The sequence below is a fragment of the Mesorhizobium sp. ESP-6-4 genome (assembly GCF_020164735.1).
Classification (GTDB): Bacteria; Pseudomonadota; Alphaproteobacteria; order Rhizobiales; family Rhizobiaceae; genus Mesorhizobium.
Genome location: NZ_JAIUGS010000020.1, coordinates 89,362 through 104,925, shown reverse-complemented (window position 1 = coordinate 104,925; position 15,564 = coordinate 89,362). Strand labels below are relative to the sequence as shown.

The 15,564-nt window shown below is 64.1% G+C and carries 10 protein-coding genes; 2 read left to right on the top strand and 8 right to left on the bottom strand.

Features of this window, described 5'->3' with window-relative positions; translation table 11 throughout:
• Positions 1–432: 432 nt before the first annotated feature.
• Entirely contained in the window at positions 433–2,412 is a 1,980-nt protein-coding gene (locus LB523_RS25360; protein WP_224608131.1) for a M23 family metallopeptidase, read from the top strand.
• On the opposite strand, the gene LB523_RS25355 is transcribed toward LB523_RS25360, so the two are convergent.
• Positions 2,409–3,962: an MFS transporter gene (locus tag LB523_RS25355; protein ID WP_224608128.1), complete on the bottom strand. Its 1,554-nt coding sequence runs from the start codon at positions 3,960–3,962 to the stop codon at positions 2,409–2,411. The two genes, LB523_RS25360 and LB523_RS25355, sit on opposite strands and share 4 nt — an antisense overlap.
• Positions 3,963–4,187: 225 nt before the next feature.
• Here LB523_RS25355 and LB523_RS25350 point away from each other — a divergent pair, with 225 nt between their 5' ends.
• A complete protein-coding gene (locus LB523_RS25350; RefSeq protein ID WP_224608125.1) occupies positions 4,188–4,820 on the top strand; it encodes a TMEM175 family protein in 633 nt (210 codons plus the stop codon).
• Here LB523_RS25350 and LB523_RS25345 read toward each other — a convergent pair.
• From LB523_RS25345 to ptsP, 7 genes are all read right to left on the bottom strand, one after another.
• On the bottom strand, positions 4,794–6,326 hold the full coding sequence (locus LB523_RS25345; RefSeq protein WP_224608122.1) for a L,D-transpeptidase family protein: 1,533 nt from the start codon (positions 6,324–6,326) through the stop codon (positions 4,794–4,796). The two genes, LB523_RS25350 and LB523_RS25345, sit on opposite strands and share 27 nt — an antisense overlap.
• Before the next feature lie 231 nt (positions 6,327–6,557).
• On the bottom strand, positions 6,558–6,923 hold the full coding sequence (locus tag LB523_RS25340; protein ID WP_140543607.1) for an MmcQ/YjbR family DNA-binding protein: 366 nt from the start codon (positions 6,921–6,923) through the stop codon (positions 6,558–6,560).
• A 116-nt stretch (positions 6,924–7,039) separates the two neighbouring features.
• Positions 7,040–9,646: an ATP-dependent chaperone ClpB gene (gene clpB / locus LB523_RS25335; RefSeq protein ID WP_224608119.1), complete on the bottom strand. Its 2,607-nt coding sequence runs from the start codon at positions 9,644–9,646 to the stop codon at positions 7,040–7,042.
• Between the two features lie 224 nt (positions 9,647–9,870).
• Positions 9,871–10,905 (bottom strand): DUF4167 domain-containing protein, encoded by a 1,035-nt coding sequence (locus tag LB523_RS25330; RefSeq protein ID WP_224608116.1) that lies wholly within the window; start codon positions 10,903–10,905, stop codon positions 9,871–9,873.
• 313 nt (positions 10,906–11,218) lie between these two features.
• Positions 11,219–12,088 carry a peptide chain release factor N(5)-glutamine methyltransferase gene (prmC, locus tag LB523_RS25325; RefSeq protein ID WP_224608113.1) on the bottom strand — a complete coding sequence of 290 codons (870 nt, stop codon included), beginning with the start codon at positions 12,086–12,088 and terminating at the stop codon, positions 11,219–11,221.
• Entirely contained in the window at positions 12,081–13,160 is a 1,080-nt protein-coding gene (gene prfA / locus LB523_RS25320) for a peptide chain release factor 1 (RefSeq protein ID WP_224608110.1), read from the bottom strand. Before prfA ends, prmC begins: the two co-directional genes overlap by 8 nt.
• Positions 13,161–13,257: 97 nt before the next feature.
• Positions 13,258–15,528, bottom strand: a complete 2,271-nt coding sequence (gene ptsP / locus LB523_RS25315) for a phosphoenolpyruvate--protein phosphotransferase (RefSeq protein WP_140632771.1) — start codon at positions 15,526–15,528, stop codon at positions 13,258–13,260.
• Positions 15,529–15,564 lie beyond the last annotated feature (36 nt).

The window sequence follows — 15,564 nt, the reverse complement described above, 5'->3', positions numbered from 1 at the left end:
AACAGAGGGCAGACCTAGAAGCAAACTTCTTCGTCGCCAGCGGCGCACCGCCCTCGTTCGTGGGCCGTATATAGTCGGACCTCCCTCGACGCGTCAACACCGATTTCGAACTTTTTTGAATTTTTTGCGACGAATTTTTCGAACCGCTTTTTCGATAGCGGACTGCCCTTGCGGCAGCCCCTGGGTTATCCCCAACGAGGCCCTATTGCCGCCGCATTGGGGCGTGAAACCGGCCCGTATAAGGAAGGCGCGCGCGTACATGCGAGGCGCGCCGACGACGGATGACAGGGCGCCCTGCGCAAGGGGGCGCATGATTGGGGATATCGGCCCCGGCCTGCCGCTTCGTTGACTTCAACCGCCGTGACAGGCAATTGTCATGGCCACAACGACAACGACAAGCCGTTTCGCCTGGGGAAGAAGCAGCCTTTCTGGATGCAAGACACCGAAGAGGTCATAGCCGAACTCGGCAACGAGCCGCCGCTGATCGCGGACGGCCGCAGCGGTCCGCCCGACCGCCGCGAGGTCTCGGCGCGCTGGCTGTCAGGCACCTTCCTCACCGGCGTAACATCGAGCGTGTTGATGGGCGTGGCGTTGTTCGCCGCCCTTGACGGGCGCCAGCAATTGGCGACCCCGCCGGAAATCGCCGAGCTCATCGGCCTTGCCAGCGGCGGCGATGATTCCGGCGAGCAGGCAAAGACCACAAGGCTGGTGGCACCCCGACAGATCGCCCGGGCGAAGGACCGGCGGCGCATGGAAGTGTCGATGGTCACCAAGGTCGGCGACCGTGACGTTATCCACACCATGCCCTTCGTGCAGATCAAGATGGCCCTGGCCGCCGGCCACACCACCAGCCGCCCCTACCCGCCGTTCGACCCGATGCAGGTGTTCGGCGACGACGGCGACGACAACGCGCAACCCGCAACGGCCACCGCGGTCGCCGGACAGATTTACGGCGCCAAGGTCGAAAGCGAGATGAGCCTGAAGACGGTCGATTTCCCGATCGAGACGGCCTCCTTCGACGAAAAAAGCGATCTCTCCGCCGACGAGGTTGAAAAGGTGGTGCGGGACGCCGGCACCGGCTTGAGCGACGGCGCCGTCCAGGTGGCAGCGCTGCACTATATCGATCCGCAGCGGTTCGGCGATGCCTTCGCCGAATCGATGGCCGGCTCCTACGACGTGAAGATCACGCAGGAAAACGTCTCGGTGGCGCCGCGTGCCACGCCGGATGACCAGACGCCTGCCTTCGCCGAGGAAATCATTCCCTTCACCAAGGATACCGATATCGCCGAGGCCTTTGCCGATTCGGGCTACACCGGCGATGACGCGACTGGCATGGCGGAGGCGATCGCCAAGCTTTTGAACGCCCCGGCGCTAAAGGCCGGAACGGTGCTGCGCGTTGGCCTCGAGGTGCGCGGCGACATCGCCAAGGTCGTGCGCACCAGCGTCTACGACAAGACCACGCACATCGTCACCATAGCGCTCGACGACCGTGGCCAGTATGTGCCGGCGCAGGAGCCGGAGCCCAATCCCGAGCTTTTGACGGCGTTCGACGATTCGCAGCCCGTCGTGGTGCGTGGCAATCTGCCCAATGTCTATGACGGCATCTACCGCACCGCCTATTCCTATGGCATGTCGAAAGCGATGACGCAGAAGCTGATCAAGCTGCTCGCTTCCGACGTGGATTTCCAGTCGCGGCTCTCGCCTTCCGACCGCCTCGAAGTGCTGTTCTCCCAACCCGACGGCGACGACCAGGCCTCCGACGGCTCCGAGCTTCTCTACGTCTCATCGACCTTCGGCGGACAAACACGCAACTTCTATCGCTTCCAGATGCAGGACGGCAGCGTCGACTATTTCGATGAGAACGGCAGCAGCGCCAAGCAGTTCCTGCTGCGCAATCCGCTTCCCAATGGGCGCTTCACCTCCGGCTTCGGCGCACGCCGGCATCCAATCCTTGGCTACGTCCGGATGCACACCGGCACCGACTGGGCAGCGCCGATCGGCACGCCGATCATCGCCGCCGGCAACGGCGTGGTCGAGAAGGCCGGCTGGGCCGGCGGCTACGGCAAGCAGATCATCATCCGCCACGCCAATGGTTACGAGACCTCCTACAATCACCAGAGCGCTTTCGCCAAAGGCATCGAGGAAGGCGTTCATGTCCGGCAGGGGCAGGTCATCGGCTATCTCGGCCAGACCGGCCTCTCTACCGGCCCGCACCTTCACTACGAACTGATCGTCAACGGCACCAAGGTCGATTCGATGCGCGTGCGCCTGCCGGTCGGCAAGGTTCTGAAGGGCGACGATCTCGTCGCCTTCAAGAAAGAGCGCGAGCGCATCGACGATCTTCTGAAGCAGGAAGACGGCAACGCGCTGAAGGTTGCCAGCGCCAAGACTGATTCGCAGCTTCCGAACTAATCTTGCTCATCGTTTGTCTTTTGCGGCCAGGGCGATGCCTGTCCGGGAACCGTGAACCAGACGGTGAGTGAAGACAGCACGCAAAGCAGCGCCGTCACCGCCGCGACCGCGGCGAAAGCCGAATCGCTTGCCGCAATCCTGGCCGCTTCGATATTGGCGGCCAGCCCGGAGGCCGGCGGCTCGCCGAAACCGGGCACCCCGGCGGCATTGCCGGTCATCCGCGCGTAAACCCAGGCCGCCAGCGAGCCCATCGCCGCCACCGCGATCAGGCCGCCGACGCGCGAGACCGCGTTGTTGATGCCGGATGCAGCCCCGGTATCCTTGTCCTCCACGGACGTCATGACCGCGGTCGACAGCGGCGACACGACTTGCGCCATGCCAAGCCCCATCAGCGTCATCAGCGGAAAGGTGCCGATCCAGAAATCGTGGATGCCGAAATGGGTAAGCAAGGCAAGGCCGGCGAAGGCGATGGCGACGACCATGCTGCCGCTGGCGATCGGGAAACGCGGACCGATGCGATCCGACCACTGGCCGACCGGTCCGGACAAAAGCGCGATCGACGCCGACAGCGGCACGAAGATGAAGCCGACCTCGGCCTCGCTCAGCCTCCAGCCGGCGATCAACAGCATCGGCAGGTAGAACAAATTGGCCGACAGCGCGAAATAAAGGAAAAACGTCGCCAGATTGGCGCCGGCAAAGGCCCTGATCCGGAACAGGCCGAGATCGATCATCGGGTCGCGCCGCCTGTGCTCGTAAAAGATGAAGACAACAAGCAGGACCACGCCGGCAACGATCGCCGGGCCCGACATCAACCCTGCGCCTTCGGCATTCATCGCCGTCAACCCGTAGGCGAGCAGGCCGAAAGCAAGCGTCGCCAGCGCCGCGCCGCCAAGGTCGAGGCTGCGTTTTTCGGTCGGCTTGTCGGCCGGCACCTTGGCCAGAAGCAGATAGATCGAGATCAGCCCAAGCGGCAGGTTGATGGCAAAGATCGCGCGCCAGACGCCATTGCCGAAAGTCGACAGCACGAAGCCGCCCAGCACGGGACCGAGCGCCGTGGTCAGCGCCGAGGCGGCGGCCCAGATGCCGATCGCCCGGCCGCGCTCCTTCTTCGGATAGGCTTTGGCGATGAGGGCCAGGCTGCCCGGCACCATGATCGCCGCACCAATGCCCTGGATGGCGCGGAAGGCAATCAATATAGCCGGATCAGGCGCCAGCGCGCAGGCGAGCGAAGCCGCGACGAACAGCGCGATCCCGATCACGAAGGCGCGCCGCAGTCCAAACCGGTCGCCGGCAGCGCCCCCTACCAGGATGAGCGCCGACAGCGTCAACGCATAGGCGTTGGAAATCCACTGCGCTTGCGCCAGGCTGGCGCCGAGATCCGCGCGCAGCGCCGGCATGGCGATCGCCAGGATCGAACCGTCGATGAAGCCGAGCGCAGAGGCGAGGATCGCAGCGACCAGCACGAATTTTCGCTGGGTCTGAGGACAAAACGTGCCGTTCGCCCGCGCGGGCGAATGCGAATCGGCAGTGGTTTCATTCGCTGATGACATCGGATCCTTGCTTAGCCCCCTTGCGCGGGCGCAACAACAAGCCAGGGCATCGCTGTTCTTGAAACCAGATGACAGAGCATGATGCCGAAACGTGTGAAGCGGTTTTCGGACGACATCATGCTCTCTCTTTTTGATTCAGGGGCCGGATGGCGAGGTGGGCTCAATCCTGATGCAAACCGCCACCGGCGTGCTAGGTTCCACGATCATGCGTGAGAGGGGGAATCCATGAAGCGGCCGCTCGAACCGTCGGCGGAAGGACGCGGACGCATCGTCGGCGTGACCGACGGCGTTTTCGCCATCGCGCTGACCTTGATCGTGCTGGAGATCAGAGTGCCGTCGCATGAGGCGGTGCATTCGGAAGGCGAATTGCTCGCCGCGATCCTGGCGCTGGCGCCGCGATTCCTGACTTATGCGCTGAGCTTCCTCACGCTCACCATCTTCTGGTTCGGACAGCAGGCACAGCATGGCCTGATTGCGAAATCGGACCGGCGGCTCGCGACGCTCAACCTGTGCTTCCTTGCCTTTATCGCGCTGCTGCCCTTCTCAACCGACCTTCTCGCCGATTTCCTGGCATTCAGGGGCGCGGTACTGGTCTACTGGCTGAACCTGCTGATGCTGGGCGCCACACTGTACGCAAGCTGGTGGTATGCCGACAGGAACGGCATGATCTCCGAGGACGTCGATGCTGAAACGCGACGCACCGTCTACAAGCGGATCGTCAAGGCGCAGATCCTGTGGGCGGTCGGCGCGGCGCTTTGCCTGATCACGCCGCTGCTCAGCATAGGCTTCATCCTGCTGGTGCAGCTCATCTATGCCGCGGCGCCGCGCGCCTTACTGCTGCGTAAACTCATCGGTTGAGGTCCCGCCAATATCCGCGATTGTTGATCCGCCCACGAACTCCACCGTGACGCCCGGCGACACCAGCTTGGCAAGCTCGCGTGCATCCCAGTTGGTCAGGCGCACGCAGCCATGGCTCTCGGTTTTGCCAATCTTAGAGGGATCGGGCGTGCCGTGAATACCGTAGGTCGGCTTGTCGAGTGCGATCCAGACCGAACCGACCGGACCGTTCGGTCCCGGGGGGACGGTCAGGATCTTGTCGTTCTGGCCCTGCTTGAAATTGATGTTCGGATTGTAGGTGTAGTTCGGGTCGAGAGCGATGCGCGAGACGGCATGAATGCCGGTCGGCGACGGCGTGTCGGCCGAGCCGATGGTCGCGGGATAGGCCGCGACCAGCTTGCCGCTCCCATCATAGGCGTAGACTTCCTTCTTGGTCTTGTCGGCGATGATACGCGTTACCGGCGTCGAGACCAGCCTGCCGAAATTGGCGACCTTGATCATCGTGCCCGGGCGATTGAAGTCCACGCCCTTGTTGATCGATTTCAGATAGGTCTCGTCCATATGGAAGCGTTCGGCCAGCGCCTCGGTGACCGAGGTGTAGCACATGCAGTCGAGCTTGGCCTTCTGGCTGTAGTCCTCCGGTATCGAGGCGACGTAAGGGCCGGCCGCGTCTTCCGGCGTGATCGTGTAGGAGGCGAAGGCGTCGCCGCCCGACTGTGCAAGCGCCGCCTGGATGCCGACTGCATCGGTCGACTTCAGATTGGTACCGTTTATTTCGTTGTAGGCGGCCAGCGCCTTGTCGACGTTCGAGCCGAAGCGCCCGTCGATCACGCCCGGCGAAGCGCCTCCGCGATCGAGCAGCACCTGCAGCGCGGCAACGTCCTGGCGCACACCGAGCGACAGCGACGGATCGACCGTGGCCTTGCCACCAGTGTTCGGCGGCTGTGCCGCCTGGGCATCCGGATTGACCTGCAGCACTTCGCCCTGGCCCGGCTGCTCCGGATCGATCGACGCCTCGTTCAGTGGCTGGCGCTTGATGGTGTCGGATTTCGGCGCCTCCGGATAAGTAGTGGCATAGCCTTCATCGTTGTTGGGCGCCGGCGGATAGGCATCGACTGAATTGTCGTCGTACTCATCGACCGGCGGCGGGATGACACGGCCGTTCTCTTCCAATTGCCGACGACGGAAGCGAGCCATGTCATCGGGATTGTCGAGATAATAGCGGTCGTCGTCTTCGGCCGGCGCGCGGCCGAGTTCCTGCATGCGCATCTGCCGGCGAAGCGCGCGGCGGTCGAGCCTGCTGCCCGGCGGCTGGATGGCGATGACCTTGCCGGTGTCGGCATCGACCAGCACCCGGTTGCCCCTGGCGTCGTAGTAGATATCGATATTGCCGTCCTGGGCCAGCATCAGCGCGCCGCGCTCAGCCGGGCGCGCAGGCCGCGCACCATCCGCGCTCGGCATGGCGAACGCACTGGAAGACACCAGCCCGGCCGCGAGTGCCGAAAGGGAAAAGATCAAGCGCAGCATGGGGGTCAAGCTCTCCGGTCGACTCGGGCTTCTGGCGGGCGAACCTTCGTCAGCAAACCAGCTACCAAGTTAAGATTCCAACATGAACCGGGCATGAAGATGGCGGTTTTCCGGTACCTTGAGGAATATGAGCTCATGCATGTTGCTCAAAAATACGCAGCGGTTCTGGGGGCCGACATGCGAAACAACAGCTAAAGCGCATCGACCACATCCGTTTCGGCGCGACGCGCCTTAGCCTGCGGCAAGCCCCAATTCCTTGCGTGCCTGTCTGGTCAGCTTGAGGACGACCAGGCGATGGCTCTCGCGCAGATAGTCCTCGAGCGCCGCATCATCCATGCTTTGGCTTGTCTGACGCTGGATCCATTTCATGCCGCGCGAGGCGAGATAGGGCGCCGGCCGGCAGCCCGGCTGATCCTTCAGCACGTCATAGGCCATCTCGGAACATTTGAAGGTGACGAAGAGCTCGCCGCCCTCGTTCCAGCCGCCGATGGCGAACACCTTGCCGCCGACCTTCCAGACATGGGCGCCGCCCCACTGAACGACATGCGTCGTGGCGGGCAATGAAGCGCAGAAGCCGTTGTAATCGTCGAGCTTCATCAAGTCCTTCGCGGTCATCCGAATCGGCAGCCGATTATGCGCAATCACTGCGAATAACAAAGCGCGCCGCACCATACGATGCGACGCGCTTCGCGTTCATTCAAGCTCGCCCGAAATCAGGCGGCGGCTTCCGTCGCCACCACGGTCTGCTTCGAGCGGAAGTTCAACCGGTCGGAGCCGGCGGTGACCTTGACTGTCGAACCGTCGAGAATCTCGCCGAGCAGGATCTTCTCCGCCAGCGGATCCTGCAGCTCCTTCTGCATCACCCGCTTCAGCGGTCTGGCGCCATAGGCCGGATCGTAGCCCTTCGACGCCAGCCACTCGATGGCGTCGTGATCCAGCGACAGCGCGATCTTGCGGTCGGTAAGCAGGTTCTCCAGCCGCTTGAGCTGGATCTCGACAATGCGGTCCATATCCAGCCGGCGCAGCCGGTGGAACAGGATCACCTCGTCGACGCGGTTGAGGAACTCCGGCCGGAACGAGGCCTTCACCACGCTCATCACCTCGTCGCGCACGGCGTCGACATCCTGGTCGTCGCTGAGATTGACCAGATACTCGGCGCCAAGATTGGACGTCATGATGATCAGCGTGTTGCGGAAGTCGACCGTGCGGCCCTGGCCGTCGGTCAGCCTTCCGTCGTCGAGCACCTGCAGGAGCACGTTGAACACGTCCGGATGCGCCTTCTCGATCTCATCGAACAGCACGACCTGATAGGGCCGGCGCCGCACCGCTTCGGTCAGCGCGCCGCCCTCCTCATAACCGACATAGCCGGGAGGCGCGCCGATCAGCCGGGCGACGGAGTGCTTCTCCATGAACTCCGACATGTCGATGCGCACCAGCGCCGTCTCGTCGTCGAACAGGAAGCTGGCCAGCGCCTTGGTGAGCTCGGTCTTGCCGACGCCGGTCGGTCCGAGGAACATGAACGAGCCGATCGGCCGGTTCGGATCCTGCAGCCCGGCGCGGGCGCGGCGCACGGCCTTGGATACCGCCTGCACGGCTTCGCCCTGGCCGACGACGCGCTTGCCGATCTCGTCTTCCATGCGCAAGAGCTTCTCGCGCTGCCCCTCCAGCATCTTGTCGACCGGAATGCCGGTCCAGCGCGACACGACATGCGCGACGTGGTCGGGCGTGACCACCTCTTCCACCATGCCGGTCTTGCCGTCCTGCGCCTCGGCTTCCTTGAGCTTCTTCTCGAGCTCCGGGATCTTGCCATAGGCAAGCTCGCCGGCGCGCTGGAACTCGCCCTTGCGCTGCGCGATCGCCAGTTCGTTGCGCGTCTCGTCGAGCTGTTTCTTCAGGTCGGCGGCAAGGCCAAGCTTCTGCTTTTCGGCCTGCCACTTGGTGGTCAGCTCGCTCGATTCCTCCTCGAGATCGGCGAGTTCCTTCTCCAGCCGGGCAAGCCGGTCCTTCGAGGCCTCGTCCTTCTCGACCTTCAGCGCCTCGCGTTCGATCTTGAGCTGCATGATGCGGCGGTCGATCTCGTCCAGCGCCTCGGGCTTGGAATCGACCTGCATGCGCAGCCTGGACGCCGCCTCGTCTATCAGGTCGATTGCCTTGTCCGGCAGAAAGCGGTCGGCGATGTAGCGGTTGGAAAGCGCGGCCGCCGATACAAGTGCGGAATCGGAGATGCGCACCTTGTGGTGCTGCTCGTACTTCTCCTTCAGGCCGCGCAGGATCGAAACCGTGTCTTCCACCGTCGGCTCGTCGACGAAGACGGGCTGGAAACGGCGGGCAAGCGCGGCATCCTTTTCGACATGCTTGCGGTATTCGTCGAGTGTGGTCGCGCCGACGCAGTGCAATTCGCCGCGCGCCAGCGCGGGCTTCAACAGGTTCGAGGCGTCCATCGCGCCGTCCGCCTTGCCGGCGCCGACCAGCGTGTGCATCTCGTCGATGAACAGGATGATGTTGCCGCTGGCCGAGGTTACCTCGTTGAGCACGGCCTTCAGCCGCTCCTCGAACTCGCCGCGATATTTGGCGCCGGCAATCAGCGCGCCCATGTCGAGCGCCATCAATTGCTTGTCCTTCAGCGATTCCGGCACGTCGCCATTGACGATGCGCAGCGCCAGGCCCTCGGCAATCGCCGTCTTGCCGACGCCCGGCTCGCCGATCAGCACGGGATTGTTCTTGGTGCGCCGCGACAGCACTTGGATGGTGCGGCGGATCTCGTCGTCGCGGCCGATGACCGGATCGAGCTTGCCGGCGCGGGCGTCGGCGGTGAGGTCGCGCGCGTATTTCTTCAGCGCGTCATAGCCCTGCTCGGCGCTGGCCGAATCGGCGGTGCGGCCCTTGCGGATGTCGTTGATCGCCTGGTTGAGCGCCTGCGCGGTGACGCCCGCCTTGGACAGGATGTCGGCGGTCTTGGCCGACTTCTCCATGACAAGCGCCTGCAGCAGCCGCTCGACGGTGACGAAGCTGTCGCCGGCCTTCTTGGCCAGGTCCTCGGCGGTTGAGAACACTTTGGCCAGCGGCTGGGCGAGGTAAAGCTGGCCGTTGCCACCTTCGACCTTGGGCATCGCCTCAAGCGCCGTCTCGACGCCGAGCTTGACGTCGCGGACATTGCCGCCGGCGCGCTCGATCAAGGATGCGGCGAGGCCCTCGTCATCGTCGACGAGCACCTTCAGTATATGTTCGGGCGTAAATTGCTGGTGGTTGCGCGAGAGCGCCATGGTCTGCGCGGACTGGATGAAGCCGCGCACGCGCTCCGAGTATTTTTCAAGATTCATTCGCTGTCTCCTTCCATCACCGGCCCACTTTGCGGCACCGGATCAGATTGCGGTGACGGACCCGCTCAAAAGAGCCGAGCCCTGTTCAGCCGAGATATGGTGTATGGGCCACGGTCCCTCAAGACGCCTTGATGTCGATCAATGCAGAATATTCCCAGGCGCGCATATACAAAAACGGCGGAGATTTCTCTCCGCCGTCAGCGATGCTTGAAATGGCGTCTGGATCAGTTGTTTGCGTCGGCAGCTACAGGCTCGCCGGCGGCTTCGTTGACAACAGGTGCCGGCTCGCTTGCGGCAGGCTCCCTCGCCTGGTTCGCCTGTTCGGCCGGCTTGGCGCCGACCTCGTCGCTATTGTTCGCCGCGTTGCGCGTTTCGCCTGAACTTTCAGGACCGGAACCTTCGGGGCTCGAGCCCTCCGGCTGGTCGCTCTGCCCGCCACCGACCTGGTCGGCATAGCTGCCGCGAGGACGCCGCGAACGCCGCGGACGGCGGCCGCCATTGTCCTGGGCGGCTTCGTTGAGCTCGGCCTGTGCGGCAAGGGCGGCAGGCGAGAAACTGTCGAACTGCGGCGCCTGCACGGCCTGTGAACCAGCCTCGCCGGTCGCCTCGGGCTGCGCCTGTCCCTCATTGCGGCGGTTCTGGTCGAACTGCTGGCCGCCCTGCTCGCCGCGCTGCGCGTTTTCGCCACGCTGACCGTTCTGGCCATACTGGCCGCCGCCGTTGCGGCGGTCACGATGCCGGTCGCGGCCATTGTTGTCGCGCTGGTTGTTGTCGCGACGGCTGTTGTTGTCGCGGCCGTTTTCCTGGTTGTAGGCGAGTTCCGCCGGCGTGCCTTCGATCACTGGCTGCGGGCCGGAGCCGCTCGCCGTGCCCGGCGCATCGGCGCCGTTGCCGCTGTTGTTGCCGATATTGTCGAACTCCTCGCGATCTTCGTCCATATCGTCGTCGAAGTCGTCGCGGTTCTGCTGAGTGTTCTGGATCGGCATCTGCGCCTGCGCGGCGGCAATGATGCGATTGTAATGCTCGGCGTGCTGGAGGTAGTTCTCCGCCATAACCCGGTCGCCGGAGCTTTGCGCGTCACGGGCGAGTGTGGCGTATTTTTCGGCGATCTGCTGAGCCGATCCGCGGATCTTCACGTCCGGGCCGTTGCTCTCGTAGTTGCGGGTCAGGGGATTGGGCCCCTTGCGGTTGTTGTTGTTGCCACCGCCGCCATTGTTGTTGCGACCGCGCATGCGCCTGTTCTGCTGTTGTGGCCTCATTAGACTCTCTTCATAGTGAATTTTCGAAAAACTCTTCACGAACGGTGGCGCTCATGCAGCCAGCCGTTTCGTCTCTTCACCGGCGTTCGCCCGCATCAATTGCGTTGGCGCCACGTGCCATCCTGTCCCGGTTACATCACTTGCCGGATGATTCCCGCACGAAGCTTGGGCGTCGTTTGCGCAAGAAGGCAGCTATTTCCAAGGAAAACCGAATCGCTGGGAGCACTGCCTGCTTCGTCTCATCCGGTTGAGCCGGACCCTAACTGCATTCCCGGGTATTGCCAAGCGGTTTTTTCGCACTGCATCAGGGCCTTCAACGCTCGAACACCAGAACTCTGTCATTGCCGCCGAGATCGCGATGTGACCCGGTTAACACATAGCCGGCTGCCGCGAATATCCCGGTGACCTCGTTTTTCTGCGTATGGCCGATCTCGACCGCTACCTTGCCTTGCGCTTGCAGAAATTCTGCCGCTTCAGCGGCAATGACCCGATAGGGGTCCAACCCGTCCGCACCGCCGTCCAGGGCCCGGTGCGGGTCGAAATCGCGGACCTCGTCCTGCAGATTTCCGATGTCTCGACTGGGTATATAGGGAGGGTTCGAGGCAATTACATGGTAGTGGCCCGAAACTTTTTCGAACCAGTTGGAATGCAAGGCTTTGAAGCGTTCGCCGAGCCCCAGGTCGCGGGCATTTCCAGCCGCAACTGCCAATGCGTCGAGCGAAATGTCGACGCCTGTCGCGGTGGCGGCCGGAACGGCGCTGAGCAGCGCCAGCGCGATGGCGCCGGTGCCCGTGCCGAGATCGAGAATGCGGCATTCGCCAAGCCTTTCGGCCGTTGCCCGCGCAAAGGGCAGGACGGCGTCGACCAGCGTCTCGGTATCCGGCCGGGGCTCCAGCGTCTCCGACGAAAGCGACAGGCGCAAACCGTAGAATTCGCGGTAGCCGAGGATGCGGTGCACCGGCTCGCCTGCGACGCGACGCCTCAGGGCCGCTTCGATGGCCGATAGCGCCGCCGAACCAACCTCTTGTCCCGGTTCGGCGATGGCCTGGGTACGGGTCGTGCCCGAGAAATGCTCGACGATCAGCCGCGAATCGAGCGCCGGATCGTCGATGCCGGCTATAGCCAGACGCTCGCGCGCTGCCCTGAGCAGCGGTCCGAGCGCGGCGGGCAGTCGATCAGCCATCGAGGCTCATATCGGCAAGCAGCTTCGACTGATGATCGGCGATCAGCGCGCCGACGATCTCGTCCAACTCGCCCATCATCACCCGGTCGAGCTTGTAGAGCGTGAGGTTGATACGGTGGTCGGTGACACGGCCTTGCGGGAAATTGTAGGTGCGGATGCGCTCCGAGCGGTCGCCCGAGCCGACCTGCGATTTTCGCGACGACGAGCGCTCCTCATCCGCGCGGCCGCGCTCGAGATCGTAGAGTCTGGCCCTCAGGATCTGCATGGCGCGCGCCCGGTTCTGGTGCTGCGACTTTTCCGCCTGCACCACCATGATGCCGGTCGGCAAATGGGTGATGCGAACCGCCGAATCGGTGGTGTTGACGTGCTGGCCGCCCGAGCCGGAGGCCCGCATCGTGTCGATGCGGATGTCCTCCGCCCGGATTTCGATATCGACCTCCTCGGCCTCGGGCAGCACGGCGACGGTCGCGGCCGAGGTGTGGATGCGCCCGCCGGCCTCGGTTTCCGGCACGCGCTGCACGCGGTGCACGCCGGATTCGAACTTCAGATGCGCGAACACGCCCTTGCCCGATACCGCGGCGATGATTTCCTTGTAGCCGCCGACCTCGCCCTCGCTCGCCGATACCACCTCGAAGCGCCAGCCGCGCGAGGCGGCATAGCGCTCATACATGCGAAAGAGATCGCCGGCGAACAACGCCGCCTCGTCGCCGCCTGTGCCGGCGCGGATTTCGAGGATGGCGTTCCTCTCGTCGGCCGCATCCTTGGGCAGCAGCAGGATCTGGATGTCCTTCTGCAGCGCCTCGATGCGGCTCTCGACCTCCGGCAGGTCGGCCTCGGCCAGCGCGCGCATCTCGGCATCGGTCGCTTTGTCGGCAAGCATCGCCTCGAGGTCCGCCTGCTCCTGCTCGGCGGCGCGCAGCGCCCGGATCTTGCCCACCATGTCCTGGATGTCGGCATATTCCGAAGCCATCTTCACATAGGCGTCGGCGGCGGGTCCGGCCGACATCTGCGCCTCGAGCATGTCGAAACGCTTGACGACTTGATCCATACGGTCGCGGGGCAGGTTGATCATGATCTTCGAACTTCGATGGAATTCACGCCAGGGCATTTAGGTACATGAGCACCGGAAGCGCAGAAAATCGCCATTTGCAGACCGCCCTCACGTGAATCTAGAGCGGAATCGAGCGATCGTCTGCAAAGGCCTGTAGCAAGGCTCGCATCGGCAATTTCTGGCTGGGCGCCATTAGATTGTCGTCGAAAAAGGCCTTCAGTTCCTGCAGCGGCAGCTCGGTGAGCATCGCCTTGACCGGGCCGATGGATGCCGGCGACATGGAGATCGAGCGGAAGCCGAGACCGATCAGCGCCATGGCCGAGATCGGCTTGCCGGCCAGCTCGCCGCAGAGCGTCACCGGGGTGTCGTTGCGCACGCCGGCATCGGCAATCGTCTTCAGCACCCGCAGAAACGGCGTCGACAGGTTGTCGAAGCGGTCGGCGAGCTGGGTGTTGCCGCGATCGACGGCCATGACGAACTGGAAGAGGTCGTTGGAGCCGACCGAAACGAAATCCACCGCCTTCATCAATTCGTCGAGCTGGAACAGCAGCGACGGCACTTCCAGCATCGCGCCGAGCTTGAGGCTGGTGGGCAGGTGATGCGCGAAGCGCGACAAATGCCGGACCTCGCGGTCGATGATCTCGCGCGCCTGCGCGATTTCCGACAGCTCGGTCACCATCGGCAGCATCAGCTTCAGCTCGCGGCCGCCGCTGGCCTTCAGCAGCGCCCGTATCTGAGTCCTGAGCAGGCCGGGACGGTCGAGGGTGAGCCGGATCGCCCGCCAGCCCAGCGCCGGGTTCTCTTCCTGCACCGCGCCCTTGAAATAGGGCAGCACCTTGTCGCCGCCGATGTCTATGGTGCGGAAGGTGACCGGCTTGCCGCGCGCCGCCTCGAGCACGTCGCGGTAAAGCCGTTCCTGCGCCTCGGCGCGGGGGAAGGTCGAGGCAACCATGAACTGCAATTCGGTGCGGAACAGGCCGATGCCGGCGGCGCCCGATTCGGTCAGCTGCGGCAGGTCGACCGCCAGGCCCGCATTCATCAGCAGATCGACCGGAACCCCGTCCTTGGTCAGCGACGGCTTCTTGCGCAGCTCGCGATAGACTTCCTGTCGCCGCGCCCTGAAGCGGACTTTTTCGGCATAGGCGGCTTCCAGGTCGGATTGCGGCCTGAGATGGATGGTGCCTTCCTCGCCGTCGACGATGATGGCGTCGCCGTTTTCCGCCATGGAAACGGCGCCCTTCATTTGTCCGGCGACGGGAATGCCCATGGCGCGCGCGACGATCACGACATGGCTGGTGGCGGCGCCGTCCTCCAGCACCAGGCCGCGCAGCTTGTCGCGCGGATAATCGAGCAGCTCGGCCGCGCCCATCGAGCGGGCGACGATGATGGCGTCCTTGGGCAGCGAGGCCGCGACATCTTCCGGACCGCGTCCCATCAGCTGGCGCAGCAACCGGTTTGCGAGGTCGTCGAAATCGCTCATCCGCTCGCGCAGATAAGGGTCGGTCATGTGCAGCATGCGCGCGCGCATGTCGCTCTGCACCTTTTCGACGGCGGCTTCCGCCGTCAGGCCGTTTCGGATCGCCTCTTCCAGCCGCCGCACCCAACCGCTGTCGTTGGCGAACATGCGATAGGCCTCAAGCACCTCGCGGTGCTCGCCCTCGAACGCGACCTCGCGCCGCTCCAGCATGTCGTCGATGGAGAGCCGGAGCGAGCCGAGTGAGGACTGCAGCCGGCGCACCTCCTCCTCGCTGTCCTCGTTGAAGAGGTTGGTGACGACGATGCGCGGCTCGTGCAGCACGACATGGCCGAGCCCGACGCCCTCATTGAAGGAAAGGCCGGTGAAGCTCACCGGGCGGCGCAGGTCGAGTTCCAGCCCCGGCTTGGTCAGGCGGGCGAGATCGCCGGTGGCGATCATCTCGGCGATCACCATCGCCGTCGTTTCCAGCGCCTCGACCTCGTCGTCGCGGTAATGGCGCATGGTCTTGTTCTGCACCACCAGCACGCCTAGCGTGCGCCCTGCCCGCAGCACCGGTACGCCGAGGAAGGAGTTGTATATCTCTTCGCCCGTCTCCGGCAGGTAGGCGAAAGCCGGATGCTCCTGCGCATTGGATAGATTGAGCGGTCGCGCGCTGGCGGCGATCGTGCCGACCAGGCCCTGCCCGAGCCGCAGCTGCGCCAGGTGGACGGCGTTGGGGTTCAAACCTTCGGTGGCGTAGAGCTCGAGCACCGAATCCGCGCGCAGCACGTAGAGCGAGCAGACTTCGGCGACCATGTTGGAGGCGATGTCGCGCACGATGCGGTCGAGCCGCTCCTGCGGCTCCAGCGGCTCCTGCATGAGCTCGCGAAGCCGTTTGAGCAGAACGCGCGGGCCACTGGCCGTATCACGCATCGCGGCTTGTTCTCCAATGGGCATTTCGCCCGCCGC